The organism is Shinella zoogloeoides (assembly GCF_003574625.1).
Lineage (GTDB): Bacteria > Pseudomonadota > Alphaproteobacteria > Rhizobiales > Rhizobiaceae > Shinella > Shinella zoogloeoides_A.
Genome location: NZ_QNUJ01000006.1, coordinates 191449 through 204234 on the forward strand (window position 1 = coordinate 191449; position 12786 = coordinate 204234).

General features: G+C 63.0%; 10 protein-coding genes. 5 read left to right on the forward strand and 5 right to left on the reverse strand.

What is annotated here, in order from left to right:
• Positions 1 to 24: 24 nt before the first annotated feature.
• Entirely contained in the window at positions 25 to 2316 is a 2292-nt protein-coding gene (locus DSD28_RS13725) for a TonB-dependent hemoglobin/transferrin/lactoferrin family receptor (protein WP_119256974.1), read from the reverse strand.
• Between the two features lie 335 nt (positions 2317 to 2651).
• On the opposite strand from DSD28_RS13725, the gene DSD28_RS13730 reads away from it, so the two are divergent.
• The 5 genes from DSD28_RS13730 (at position 2652) to leuA (ending at position 9371) form a co-directional block, all read left to right on the forward strand.
• Positions 2652 to 4841, forward strand: coding sequence for an anthranilate synthase (locus DSD28_RS13730; protein ID WP_119256975.1), 2190 nt, complete (start codon positions 2652 to 2654; stop codon positions 4839 to 4841).
• Positions 4842 to 5132: 291 nt separating this feature from the next.
• Positions 5133 to 6050 carry a cation diffusion facilitator family transporter gene (locus tag DSD28_RS13735; protein ID WP_119256976.1) on the forward strand — a complete coding sequence of 306 codons (918 nt, stop codon included), beginning with the start codon at positions 5133 to 5135 and terminating at the stop codon, positions 6048 to 6050.
• Positions 6047 to 6511 (forward strand): preQ(1) synthase, encoded by a 465-nt coding sequence (gene queF, locus DSD28_RS13740; RefSeq protein WP_119256977.1) that lies wholly within the window; start codon positions 6047 to 6049, stop codon positions 6509 to 6511. Before DSD28_RS13735 ends, queF begins: the two co-directional genes overlap by 4 nt.
• Positions 6512 to 6695: 184 nt before the next feature.
• A complete protein-coding gene (locus DSD28_RS13745) occupies positions 6696 to 7274 on the forward strand; it encodes an ATP-dependent Clp protease proteolytic subunit (RefSeq protein WP_119256978.1) in 579 nt (192 codons plus the stop codon).
• A 390-nt stretch (positions 7275 to 7664) separates the two neighbouring features.
• Positions 7665 to 9371, forward strand: coding sequence for a 2-isopropylmalate synthase (gene leuA / locus DSD28_RS13750; protein WP_119256979.1), 1707 nt, complete (start codon positions 7665 to 7667; stop codon positions 9369 to 9371).
• Positions 9372 to 9576: 205 nt separating this feature from the next.
• On the opposite strand, the gene DSD28_RS13755 is transcribed toward leuA, so the two are convergent.
• The 4 genes from DSD28_RS13755 to DSD28_RS13770 form a co-directional block, all read right to left on the reverse strand.
• The gene (locus DSD28_RS13755) at positions 9577 to 10431 is read right to left on the reverse strand and encodes an anti-sigma factor family protein (RefSeq protein WP_119256980.1); all 855 of its coding nucleotides are present in this window, start codon (positions 10429 to 10431) and stop codon (positions 9577 to 9579) included.
• A 2-nt stretch (positions 10432 to 10433) separates the two neighbouring features.
• Positions 10434 to 10952, reverse strand: a complete 519-nt coding sequence (locus DSD28_RS13760; protein ID WP_119256981.1) for an RNA polymerase sigma factor — start codon at positions 10950 to 10952, stop codon at positions 10434 to 10436.
• A gap of 164 nt (positions 10953 to 11116) precedes the next feature.
• Positions 11117 to 11719, reverse strand: coding sequence for a hypothetical protein (locus tag DSD28_RS13765; RefSeq protein ID WP_119256982.1), 603 nt, complete (start codon positions 11717 to 11719; stop codon positions 11117 to 11119).
• A gap of 130 nt (positions 11720 to 11849) precedes the next feature.
• A complete protein-coding gene (locus tag DSD28_RS13770; protein WP_119256983.1) occupies positions 11850 to 12752 on the reverse strand; it encodes a metallophosphoesterase family protein in 903 nt (300 codons plus the stop codon).
• Positions 12753 to 12786 lie beyond the last annotated feature (34 nt).

Sequence of the window (12786 nt, forward strand, 5' to 3'; positions counted from 1 at the left end):
CTCCTGTTCCAAATACGGTTCTTCCTAGAACTTCTTGCTGATGGATACCTTGAAGGTTCTGCCAGGTTCGCTGAAAAAGTCCCGCCTTGCGAGCACTGTTCCGTCCGGCACTTCGACAGCATTCCAGTATTTCTTGTTGAAGACATTGAAGACGCCAGCTTGAACGCGAAGGCCTTCTAGGTCCGTATCGCCGATTTTTTCCGGCTGCCACCAGACGGTCGCATCGACGATACCATAGCCGGGGGCCTTGAAGCCGGAAGAGCTGACCTTGTTACGCGCCGCCGCCATGCTGAGGGAGACATCCGAGCCCCAGGTTTCGGTGGAGTAACCAAGCCCGACGATCGCCCGCAGCGGGGCAACCGAATTGAGATATTCATCCTCTCCCGTGTCCTTGCCGTGCGACCACGCGAAAGAGCCCCAGGTCCGCCAATTTTCGCGGAACCGCCACTCGCCGCCGAGCTCGATGCCGTAGATCTGTACCTTATTGCGGTTGGCGTAGCCCGTGACGCCGCCGACCGGATATTCTCCGCCTGGCGGAGCGATCATCACCGTGTCGATGAAGTTGCGGTAGTAATTGTTAAAGACGGTTGCCGACCAGCTATAATCATCGCCGGCATAACGCGCGCCCACTTCGAAGCCGTTGCTGGTTTCCGTTTCGAGGTCCGGGTTGCCGAGGCGCGCATAGGAGCCCGGTGCACCGTAATTCTGGTAAAGCTCCGTCACCGTCGGGGCACGGAAGCCGCGTGCATATTGCGTGAAGAGTTCCAGTTCTGTTGTGGCCTGCCATGCAAGGCGAAGCTTGGGCGAGATGCCGAAGTCGTCCTTGCTCTTCATATAAGCCGGATCGTAATTGGGGCTATCTTCGAAAGCGGACGTCAACTTCGGCTTGTGGCTATACCAGTCGAAGCGGACGCCGGGCGTCACGGTCAACCGGTCGTCGAGCAGCTTGATGTCGTCCTCCACGAAGAAGCCCGCGACGGTACTGTCGACATCAGGCATATCCGAGGAATTGGTGTGCAGCATTCGGCAGGTCTGCGGGCCGATGCTTTCGCCGCCGATGATCAATTCCGGAATGGTGGACCAATCGACATCCGGGCAATTGTCGACGCCTGCGGCATATTGATGGGTCTTTTGCCAGTAGAGTTCACCGCCGAAACGGAATTCATTGCTGATGCCACCGATCTGCAGCTCCTTCTCGGCGTTTCCAGAAATGCCGTAAGAGGTCTGCTCAATCATGTTGTCGCGTGTGTATATGCCGTATGGAGGGCCGTAATAAAGGGCTGCGGCCCCTGGGATAAAGGCGCGCCCATCCATTTTGCGGATGGCGTCTACAGTGTTGTTGAGCCTTTCCTTCTGCCAGTAGACATTGACACTCGCCTTATCGACGATATCGGTCCCATCGGGGGACTCGAAGTCATACGATCCCGATAGCCGCTTGCGATCGATTTCCTCGCCGCTCTTGAAGGTGCCCTGCTGATAGCTCGACGTCGTGCCGCGCATGTTGTCGACGTCTTCGTCACGGTTGAAGAGCTCGCCGGTGAAGCCGATGCGGTGGCCGCCTTCAAGATACTGGTGCAGCTTGACGAGAAGGTTTTGCTGCGTGAAGTCCGAGGGATTGGGCTCGGTGCGGGCTGCATCGTATCCCCCGATCGTGCCGAGATTGTCCGCCTCGTGTCCCTTCTTGTAGCCGCCCTGAATCAGGAACCAGGTATCGTCAAAACGGGTAGCGAGAGCGGCGTTGCCTCCGAAACTATTGTCCGAGCTGTCGTATCCGCTCTTGGTCAACGCACCGAACGACTTCCCCTCTTCAATGAGGTCTTCAGGATTGAGCGTACGAAGTTGTACGACGCCGCCCAGGGCACCGGACCCATATTTGCTGGAATCTGCGCCCTTGGTGATATCGACGGCCGAGAGGCTGTCGAAATCGAAGGCATTCCCGCCGCCTCTCGCACTGTCGCGGGGATCGGTCAGCCATGGCATGCGGATGCCGTCGATGGTGGTGAGCACACGGTTGTCCTGAAGGCCGCGGATGTTGACGCTTTTGGTCGCTTCATTGAAGTTCACGCCGGCATCGACACGGCGGGAGAAATCCTTGAAATCGTTGACCATACGCTGGTCGAGTTTGGCCCGCTCCGTCGTTTGCGTCAGTGGCGACTGTTCCACCCGTCCTTGCTTCTTGCCTTCGACCGTAATCGCTTCAAGCTGGGTCTCTTCAGTCTTGGTCTGCTGGGCAAATGCTGCTGCCGGGATATAGAGGGCGAGGACGACGGCTGATCCACTCAACAGACGTACGCGCGGGGAGATGGACCGGCGCATGGAAGCTCCTTGGTGTTTTGATTTTGGCTGAAATGTGGCTACTAAATCTTTCCTATAAGAGTCAAGTTTGAATATGATTTTTTAATTCACGTTTTATGGTGTGGTCCTGTGAAGAGATATCCAACCTGTATCCTCAACGCCCCTTGCACGGGGTCATGCTTCGCGCTAACAATTCCGCCCATGACAAACGCACGCATCATTTCTGGCTGGTGGTGGGCTCGCTGAGGCGGCCTTGACCAGTCATGCGTGATTGAGACGACAAGCCGCCCGGAAAATTCGAGGCGGCTTTTTTGTGTTCGGCCGCCTCGCAGGACCGGGCCGAAACGGAGTTGGGAATGGCGACGAAAATTCTGGAAGACGGCGGCGAAGCCTATGAGACGCGCGGCGGGGTGACCGTCACGCGGCGGCGCCGTGCGGCGGATTATGCCAATGCGATCTCCGCCTATATCGACAGGCTCGACGAGCGGCGTGGCGCGGTCTTCTCCTCGAACTACGAATATCCGGGCCGCTATACGCGCTGGGACACGGCCGTGGTCGATCCGCCGCTCGGCATCTCCTCCTTCGGCCGCTCCGTCTGGATCGAGGCCTACAATGCGCGCGGCGAGGTGCTGCTGTCGCTGATCGCCGACCGCCTGGCGAGCGTGCCGGAGCTGGCGCTCGGCGCGCGCACGGCAAGCCGGCTCGATCTCGACGTGAAGCTGCCCGACCGGGTGTTCACCGAGGAAGAGCGCTCGAAGATGCCGACGGTCTTCACCGTGCTGCGCGCCGTCACCGACCTCTTCCATTCGGCGGAGGATGCGAGCCTCGGTCTCTACGGCGCCTTCGGCTACGACCTCGCCTTCCAGTTCGACGCCATCGACCTCAAGCTCACGCGGCCGGACGACCAGCGCGACATGGTGCTCTTCCTGCCGGACGAGATCCTCGTCGTCGACCACTATGCCGCCAAGGCCTGGATCGACCGCTACGATTTCGCCAAGGGCGGCCTTTCCACCGAGGGCAAGGGCGAGGCGATCGCCGCCGAGCCGTTCCGCACCTCCGACGTCATCCCGCCGCAGGGCGATCACCGGCCGGGCGAATATGCCGAGCTCGTCGTCAAGGCGAAGGAAAGCTTCAAGCGCGGCGATCTCTTCGAGGTCGTGCCGGGCCAGAAGTTCTTCGAGCGCTGCGAGAGCAGGCCCTCGGAAATCTCCCGCCGCCTCAAGGCGATCAACCCGTCGCCCTATTCCTTCTTCATCAATCTCGGCAACCAGGAATATCTTGTCGGCGCCTCGCCGGAAATGTTCGTGCGCGTGTCGGGCCGGCGCATCGAGACCTGCCCGATCTCCGGCACGATCAAGCGCGGCGACGACCCGATTGCCGACTCGGAACAGATCCTGAAGCTGCTCAACTCGAAGAAGGACGAATCCGAGCTGACCATGTGCTCGGACGTCGACCGCAACGACAAGAGCCGCGTGTGCGAGCCCGGCTCCGTCAAGGTCATCGGCCGCCGGCAGATCGAGATGTATTCGCGCCTCATCCATACGGTCGACCATATCGAGGGGCGCCTGCGCGACGACATGGACGCCTTCGACGGCTTCCTTTCGCATGCCTGGGCCGTGACCGTTACGGGTGCGCCGAAGCTTTGGGCGATGCGCTTCATCGAGGCGCATGAGAAGAGCCCGCGGGCATGGTATGGTGGGGCGATCGGCATGGTCGGCTTCAACGGCGATATGAATACGGGCCTGACGCTGCGCACCATCCGCATCAAGGGCGGCATTGCCGAAGTGCGCGCCGGCGCGACGCTGCTCTACGATTCCAACCCGGAAGAAGAAGAAGCCGAAACCGAACTGAAGGCCTCCGCCATGATCGCAGCCATCCGCGACGCCAAGTCCGGCAATTCCGCCAAGGTCCAGCGCGACGTCGCGGCTGTCGGGGCAGGGGTGAAGATCCTGCTCGTCGACCACGAGGACAGCTTCGTGCACACGCTCGCCAACTATTTCCGCCAGACCGGCGCGGAGGTGACGACCGTGCGCACGCCGGTTCCTGAAGAGGTGTTCGACCGGGTGAAGCCGGACCTCGTCGTGCTGTCGCCGGGCCCCGGCAACCCGAAGGACTTCGACTGCAAGGCGACGATCAGGAAGGCGCGCGCGCGCAGCTTGCCGATCTTTGGCGTCTGCCTCGGCCTTCAGGCGCTGGCCGAGGCCTATGGCGGGGAGTTGCGCCAGCTCGCCATCCCCATGCATGGCAAGCCCTCGCGCATCCGCGTGCTGGAGCCGGGCATCGTCTTCTCCGGCCTCGGCAAGGAGGTGACGGTCGGCCGCTACCACTCGATCTTCGCCGACCCGGCCACGCTACCGCGTGATTTCATCATCACGGCGGAGAGTGAAGACGGCACGATCATGGGCATCGAGCATGCCAGCGAGCCGGTGGCTGCCGTTCAGTTCCACCCGGAATCGATCATGACGCTCGGCCAGGATGCCGGCATGCGCATGATCGAGAACGTGGTGGCGCATCTGTCGAAGAAGGCGAGGGTGAAGGCGGCCTAGTGTAGCAGGGCCGCCCCTCATCCCCCTGCCGGGACCTTCTCCTCGCAGGCGGGGAGAAGGGGCAGAACGGCGCGCCCAGCGCTCCTCGCCCCGTTTACGGGGAGAGGATGCCGGCAGGCAGGTGAGGGGCAGCCTTAACCTGTGCGCCCAGCCGCGCGGGCTTTGACAAAGCCGCCGTCCTGGTCCATAGCGAACCCCGAGAGAAAAACCGCGTGCACGTCCCCGTGCGCGCGGTTTTGCGTTGATGGGCCAGGCTTTTTGCAACTCGGTTGCATGCGCATGGAGAGCAGAATGGCAAACACGGACGGCAACACGGTCAAGCGGCTGGCGCTTTGGGGCATCCCGCTGGCCTTCGGCGTGATGGGGCTGAAGCTCGTCGCCTGGTGGGTGACGGGGTCGGTGGCGCTGCTTTCGGACGGGCTGGAATCGAGCGTCAACGTGGTGGCGGCCATCGTCGCCTTCGCGGCCATCACCTATGCGGCCAAGCCCGCGGACAAGACGCATCCCTTCGGTCATCACAAGGCGGAATATCTTTCGGCGGTTCTGGAAGGCGTGCTGATCGTCGTGGCGGCGCTGCTGATCGTCATGGAGGCGGTGCCGGCGGTGATGGCGCCGGCGTCGATGGAAGCGCCTGTCGTGGGCCTTGCCATCAACTTCGCGGCGGGGGTGATCAATGCCGTCTGGGCCTATGTGCTCATCCGCGCGGGCCGGCGCTACCGCTCGCCGGCGCTGGCCGCGGACGGGCAGCATATCCTGTCGGATGTCGTTACCTCAATCGGGGTGCTGATCGGCCTCGTCCTTGCCATCGTGACCGGCTATGCCGTGCTCGATCCGCTGCTGGCGATCCTCGTCGCGCTCAACATCCTCTACCAGGGCTGGAAGGTCATCGCCCATTCGGTCGATGGCCTGATGGACCATGCGGTGGAGCCGGGGGAGGCCGAGGCGATCCAGACGGCCATCGCGGCGCACGGGGCCGGCTCGCTTGGCGTGCACGACCTGAAGACCCGGCGGGCCGGATCGGCGACCTTCGTCGATTTCCACCTCGTCGTGCCGGCGGCCATGCCCGTCGGGCAGGCGCATGATATCTGCGACCGGCTGGAGGACGCCATCCGCGCCGTGCAGCCGGGCGCCCAGATCGCCATCCATGTGGAGCCCGAGACGGAAAAGGCGCATGGTGTAAGGGTCAGGATCGAAAGGGTCGGATCATGAGCAGGACGGACGTATCGGGATTGTCGCAACTCGGGCAGAAGGTGGATCTTCCTGCCGATCCCGATGCCGCGCTTCTGGAAAAGGTGCCGAGCAGCCATGCCGGCACCGATTTCGTGGTGCGCTTCACCGCGCCGGAATTCACCTCGCTTTGCCCGATGACCGGCCAACCGGACTTCGCGCATATCGTCATCGACTACATTCCGGACGGCTGGCTCGTCGAATCGAAGTCGCTGAAGCTCTACCTGCATTCTTTCCGCAACCATGGCGCCTTCCATGAGGACTGCACCATCGATATCGCCAAGCGGCTCGTCGGGCTGCTGGAGCCGAAATGGCTGAGAATCGGCGCCTACTGGTATCCGCGCGGTGGCATTCCGATTGATGTGTTCTGGCAGACCGGTGAAGCGCCCAAGGGCGTCTGGCTGCCGGACCAGGGCGTGCAGCCGTATCGCGGGCGAGGATGAGGCGGCGGGCTTCCGCCGTCCTGCGAGGAAGGCGGGTCATGAGCCGTCGCCCGGCATTTACCGTGTTTTGCGGTGGCGCGGGTGCGCTCTATCGCCGGGTATCGGTTTTGTTGCATTGTCTTGGCCGGTGAGTCGCATTATCTGACAGCGACAGGACTATTGACGAGCAATCCGGAGACTTTGGATGAGCGACGAAGACGACAAGAAGACGGAACTGCCCCTGGGCAAGGAAACGGAAGCGAACCTTTTCAAGTCGCGTTCGATCTTCATCTACGGGCCGATCAACCAGGAACTGGCGCAGAAGGTCTGCTCGCAGCTCGTGGCGCTTGCCGCCGCCAGCGACGAGGACATCCGCATCTACGTCAACTCGCCGGGCGGCCATGTGGAATCGGGCGATTCGATCCACGACATGATCAAGTTCATCAAGCCGAAGGTGTGGATGATCGGCACGGGCTGGGTCGCCTCGGCCGGCGCGCTGATCTATGTCGCCGCGCCCAAGGAACGGCGCCTTTGCCTGCCCAACACCCGCTTCCTGCTGCACCAACCGTCGGGCGGCACCCGCGGCATGGCATCGGACATCGAGATCCAGGCCCGCGAGATCATCAAGATGAACGAGCGCCTGAACAAGATCTTCGCCGACGCCACCGGCCAGCCGATCGAAAAGATCGCCAAGGACACGGACCGCGACTACTGGCTCTCCGCCGAGGAAGCCAAGGGCTACGGCCTCGTCTCGCGCATCGTGAACTCGCAGGGCGATATCTGAGGCTTTTCGGCCACTTGAATAAAGGAAGCCCTCCCATTGCGGAGGGCTTTTTCGTCTGGTGGGTTGCGCAGCGGCCTTCCCGCCGCTATAAGCGCCCCATCATGTTGAAGACCGGCGCACAGATCATCGAACGAGTTTCCCGCGGCAGCGCAGCTGTTCGCGAGCGTTCGCGCGGCTTCTCCTCGCTTCTTCTTCTCGGCCTTACGCGCGGTTGCCGGGTTCGCTGAGGAGCGCCCGGCGGCCGAAAAGCCCGTCCGGCAATAGCTCCTCGTTTCACCCCATGCATTAATTCCGGTTCTGGCCGCCCATGGCCAGCATTCGCCGTCGCCAAGCGCCGACCGTTGCGCTAAGACGCTTTCGCGAATGCCGGGACGACGAAGAGAAGACGCGATGATTGTGAAGACCCACACGCCCAAGCAGGGCATGCCCGATGCAGCAACCAAGTATCAGGCCTATCCGACGATCAGCATCCCGGACCGCACCTGGCCCGGCAAGACGATCACCGAGGCGCCGATCTGGTGTTCGGTGGACCTGCGCGACGGCAATCAGTCGCTGGTCAACCCGATGGGCCACGACCGCAAGGCCCGCATGTTCCAGCTCCTGCTCGACATGGGCTTCAAGGAAATCGAGATCGGCTTCCCCTCGGCCTCGCAGACCGACTTCGATTTCGCCCGCTGGTGCGTCGAGGAGGGCAACGTGTCCGACGACGTCTCGCTGCAGGTGCTGGTCCAGTGCCGGCCGGAGCTGATCACCCGCACCTTCGAGGCGCTGGAAGGCGCGCATAGGCCGATCATCCACTTCTACAACTCGACCAGCGAATTGCAGCGCCGCGTGGTGTTCGCAAAGGACGTGGCCGGCATCAAGCAGATCGCGACCGACGCGGCCAAGATGATCACCGACATGGCGGCCAGGGCCGGCGGCGGCTACCGGTTCGAATATTCGCCGGAGAGCTTCACCGGCACCGAGCTGGAAGTGGCGCTGGAGATCTGCAACGCCGTCGTCGAGATCGTGAAGCCGACGGCCGACAACAAGCTGATCCTCAACCTGCCCTCCACCGTCGAGATGGCGACGCCGAACATCTATGCCGACCAGATCGAGTGGATGTGCCGCAACATCGACAACCGCGAGAACGTCATCATCTCGCTGCATCCGCACAACGACCGCGGCACCGGCATCGCCGCCACGGAACTGGCTCTGATGGCCGGCGCGGACCGCGTCGAAGGCACGCTCTTCGGCAACGGCGAGCGCACGGGCAATGTCGACGTCGTCACGCTGGCGCTCAACATGTACACGCAGGGCATCGATCCCAAGCTCGACTGCTCCGACATCGAGCGCATCAAGGCGGTCTACGAATATTCCAACGAGATGGTCATTCCGGAGCGTCACCCCTATGTCGGCGAACTGGTCTACACGGCCTTCTCCGGCTCGCACCAGGACGCCATCAACAAGGGTATGAAGGCCATCAAGAAGGCCAACAAGCCGCTCTGGGAAGTGCCCTACCTGCCGATCGACCCGCAGGATGTCGGCCGCTCCTACGAGGCGATCATCCGCATCAACTCGCAGTCCGGCAAGGGCGGCATCGCCTATATCCTGCAGGAAGACTACGGTATCAACCTGCCGCGCAACCTGCAGGTGGAGTTCCGCGAGGAGATCCAGCGCATCACCGACGAGGAAGGCGTGGAGCTTCCCTCCAAGCGCATCCATGAGCAGTTCATGCAGCGCTATGTCACGCAGCCGGGCACGCGCCTGCGTTTCGTCGACCATCATACCTATCCCGACGGCGAGCAGAAGGGCACGCGCATCGTCGCGGCCGAGATCACCGACGGCGGCGAGGTGAAGCGCATCGAGGGCAGGGGCACCGGCCCGATTGACGGCTTCATCAACGCGCTGTCGATCTATCTCGGCATCCCCATGTCCGTCGCCGACTATTCCGAGCACTCGCTCCAGCACGGCTCGAACGCGGCGGCCATCGCCTATGTCGAAGTCGAGCATCCGGGCGGCAAGCTCTTCGGCGTCGGCATCAACACGAACATCGTGACCGCCTCGCTGGAAGCCATCGTCTCCGCCGCCAACCGGGTGCTGGCGACGCGCGGCTGATCGGCCGGTCACATGAAATGACGAGAGCCCGGCAGCGTTGCTACCGGGCTCTTTTTGTCGGCTTGCGATCGTCGTGAGGACGGCGGCCCCAAAGGCGGCCCACCTAGAGCATTTCCGCTTCTCTTCGAATCGCGAAAACGCTCCAACTCTTTATTTCTACGCAATCCCGGACGCAAAACCGCTTCGCACTTTTGTTGGAATTGCTCTAGATGGTCGTGGAAACCGCCTCGGCGATGCGTTCCAGGTTCGGGTCGGCCGAGGGGCCGACGACGACATAGGAAGCGTTGCCCTTCTGCCAGGAGACGAGGCCGATGTCGTTGCGCATGCTCTCGGCAAGCGACGTCTTGCCGTCGATTGGCTCGCTTTGCAGGAAACAGATGGCGAAGACCTCGTTGTCGGTGTCCCGATAGAGGAGCTGCGCGGTCGGCTTGCCGCCGGCGACGAGCAGGCGGGCGCCCTCGAAGGTCAGCTTTTCCGCCGAAAGGTCGGGAAGCTGGAACTTCACGCCCGTGCTGGCCGAGAGCCATTCCACGATATGCGCCGCGTCGTTGGCCGGCACTTCCACCAGATGGCGCGCCTGGCGCGAATAGATGCGGTGGTAGTCGGCGATGTCGTCGAGCCAGGTGCGGGCCGGGGCGAACTGGTTGCTGGCGGCCTGGAAGGCGGTCTGCTTCTGTTCGGAGATCAAATAGCCGACGGCGCCGCCGGACAGGAAGATCACCAGCGATGCGGCGAGCGCCTGCGGCCAGAAGGCGCTGCGGCGGCCTGCCGGCACGGCGGCGACTGGCGCGCCGACAAAACCGAGCTTCGGCGCTTCCTCCTCGTTCCGGCCGGCTTCCTTGATGTTGCGCACGAGGTCGAGCGGGATCGGCTCCTGCAGCATCCTGTCGAAGGCGCGCGCGCCGAATTCGCTGCCGAGCTTGAGCTTCTCATAGACGGCGCGGGCCTCGTCGTCGGCGGCGAGGAGGACGTTGATCTCCTCGACTTCCTCCTCCGGCAACTGGCCATCGAGATAGGCGGACAACCGAACCTCGAGCGGGAGACCCCGTGTGCTTTCCACGATCAGGCCCTCCTTTCTGCCTGTTCGGAGATCATGGCCGCGAGCCTGATGCGGGCCGCCGAGAGCCGGCTCATCACCGTGCCGATCGGTATCCCGAGGATATCCGCCGCGTCCCGGTAGCTGTGCCCTTCGACATTCACCAGCAGGAAGACACTCGAAAGGCCCTCCGGCATCGTCATGATCAATTTGTGCAACTGTTTGGCATAGACCGCCTTGTCGGCCGATGCGTCGACATGCAGGCTGTCCTGCTCGGCAACATCTACAGTGCCGGACCCTGTGCGGACCTTTCGCTTGCGGATCTCGTCCACCCAGAGATTGCGCGTCATGGCATAAACCCAGCTTTCCAGCCGGCCTTCCCCGTTCCAGAGATGGCTTCGCGTGATGGCCCTCTCACATGCTTCCTGCACGAGGTCGTCTGCATCGCTGCCATTGCGCGTCAGCGTCATGGCGAAACGGCGCAGCTTCGGCAGCAAATTGACCAATTCTCGCCGGAACTCATTCGATTCTGCCGTCGGACGCATTGCTTTTCCAAGGGAACGTTCGGGATCAAAACTCTATTCGCCCCCCGGCCGGGCAGCGACCGCCTGATATGAAACATTCTTCCCTTGGTCCGCAAGCATGAACGGCAATCCGGAACGCAGTTTCCCCGCGTTCCGCAACGTTTATTCCTGGGTTTGACGCGCGGTCAGTAGCTGGCGCGCTCGCCGCCCAGCGACTGGAGCAGGGCGCGGTAGGCCCAGGTGTTCTCGCCGCCGCGGTCGCGGATCTCGACGAGCTGGACGCGGGCGCCCTCGATGTCGCCCTGTTCGATCAGGGCCTGGCCCATATAGGAACGGGCGAGAATGTAGTTTTCGTCCTTCTGCAGCGCCCGCCTGTAGTAGCTCATGCCGAGTTGCATGTTGCCGAGCTTGCGGGTGTTGTAGCCGAGATAGTTGAGGATGCGCGGATCCTCCTGGTCGTGGGCGGCGCGCAGCGCGCGCAGGGCATTTTCGTACTGGCCGGCATAGGCGAATTCGCGCGCGGCTTCATAGAGCTTGTCGTCGATCAGGCGTTCGCTCTTCTTCTGCTCCTCCGGCGTCTTTTCGTCCGTGCCCTCGGCCGGCTTCAGGTCTTCCGGCGCGATGCATTCCTTCTTCTCGTCGCTCCAGATCTTGCCGTCCGTGCAGGTCGTCGTGGTCTCGGTGGCGGCGGGCGGCGTGGTCGTGTCGGAATCGGCGGCGCGGGCAGCCGAAAGCGCCGTCAGCGAGACGGCGGCGCAGAATGAAAGCAGTATCGTGTGGCGGAGCATGTCTCGGTTCCCTCCTGATCGGCCTTTTGCCGGACGCTGGCCGTGCCGGAGCGGCCGTTCATGCCGCCTTTTCGGGCGGGCCGCTCTGAAAAGGGAGTACGGATGACGGGAGAGATTTATTCGCGGCTTTTCAAAAGCGCGTCGTCTCGGCAAGCGACAGGGCCAGCCCGTCCGGCGTCAGGGCATAGCGCTCGCGCTCGATGGTCCAGTTGCCCGGCGCGCCCGAGATCGAGAAGAGGTTGTAGCCGGCCGGCGGCTTGTGGCCGCCCGGCCCCTGCGAGGCCGAGGCGATGCCGACGACCGGAACCGGCTTCGTCTGGCCGGGCAGCCAGTTCACCGTGTTGAGATGGGTATGGCCGTGGAGGACGAGTTCCGCCCCGCCGGTCGAGATGGTCGCGGCGAAGCGGCGGATGCCGATCATGCGCTTGTGGAAGGCCGTCGCGCCGCGGATCGGCGGGTGGTGGATGAGCACGACGCGGAAGAGGCCGGCCTCGCCCGCCGCGCGCAGCATGTTCACCGTCTCGCGCGCCTGCCGGCTGCCGAAATAGCCCGAGGCGGAAAAGGGTGGGGTGGCGACAGCCGTCGAACAGCCGATAATCGCCACCTGGCCGCGCACGCGCAGATACGGGAAGACGTGCGTGTCCTCCTGCCATTCGGCGGGGGCGGCGTCGCCGCGCATGTAGGGATACCAGGCGCGTGTCGATTTCTCGTAGGCGCCGCGCACATAGGCGTCGTGGTTGCCGGGCACGACCGAGACGTTTTCCGGCGCGCCGGCCTCCGGCAGCCAGTGCTTCACCGCGGCGATCTCCAGCGAAGAGGCGAGATTGACGAGGTCGCCGGTGATGGCGAGATGATCGGGGGCCTGCCGCTCGATATCCTCGAGCACGATGTCCAGCGTGTTGGTGAAGAGGTGCCGGCGGCGGTTGCGATGCCAGTTCACGAAACCGGTGATGCGCTTGGAGAACAGTTCCAGGAAGGTGAGGGCCGGCAGCGGCCCGAGATGGACGTCCGATATATGGGCAAGTCTGAACATACCCTTCCTTAGAGCATAAGCCGGCCTAGGGAAA

Bases quoted from the DNA above. Each gene is read 5' to 3' on its own strand.
- DSD28_RS13730 (WP_119256975.1), top strand. From the start codon at position 2,652: ATGGCGACGAAAATTCTGGAAGACGGCGGCGAAGCCTATGAGACGCGC.
- DSD28_RS13770 (WP_119256983.1), bottom strand. From the start codon at position 12,752: ATGTTCAGACTTGCCCATATATCGGACGTCCATCTCGGGCCGCTGCCG.
- queF (WP_119256977.1), top strand. From the start codon at position 6,047: ATGAGCAGGACGGACGTATCGGGATTGTCGCAACTCGGGCAGAAGGTG.
- DSD28_RS13745 (WP_119256978.1), top strand. From the start codon at position 6,696: ATGAGCGACGAAGACGACAAGAAGACGGAACTGCCCCTGGGCAAGGAA.
- leuA (WP_119256979.1), top strand. From the start codon at position 7,665: ATGATTGTGAAGACCCACACGCCCAAGCAGGGCATGCCCGATGCAGCA.
- DSD28_RS13725 (WP_119256974.1), bottom strand. From the start codon at position 2,316: ATGCGCCGGTCCATCTCCCCGCGCGTACGTCTGTTGAGTGGATCAGCC.
- DSD28_RS13765 (WP_119256982.1), bottom strand. From the start codon at position 11,719: ATGCTCCGCCACACGATACTGCTTTCATTCTGCGCCGCCGTCTCGCTG.
- DSD28_RS13735 (WP_119256976.1), top strand. From the start codon at position 5,133: ATGGCAAACACGGACGGCAACACGGTCAAGCGGCTGGCGCTTTGGGGC.
- DSD28_RS13760 (WP_119256981.1), bottom strand. From the start codon at position 10,952: ATGCGTCCGACGGCAGAATCGAATGAGTTCCGGCGAGAATTGGTCAAT.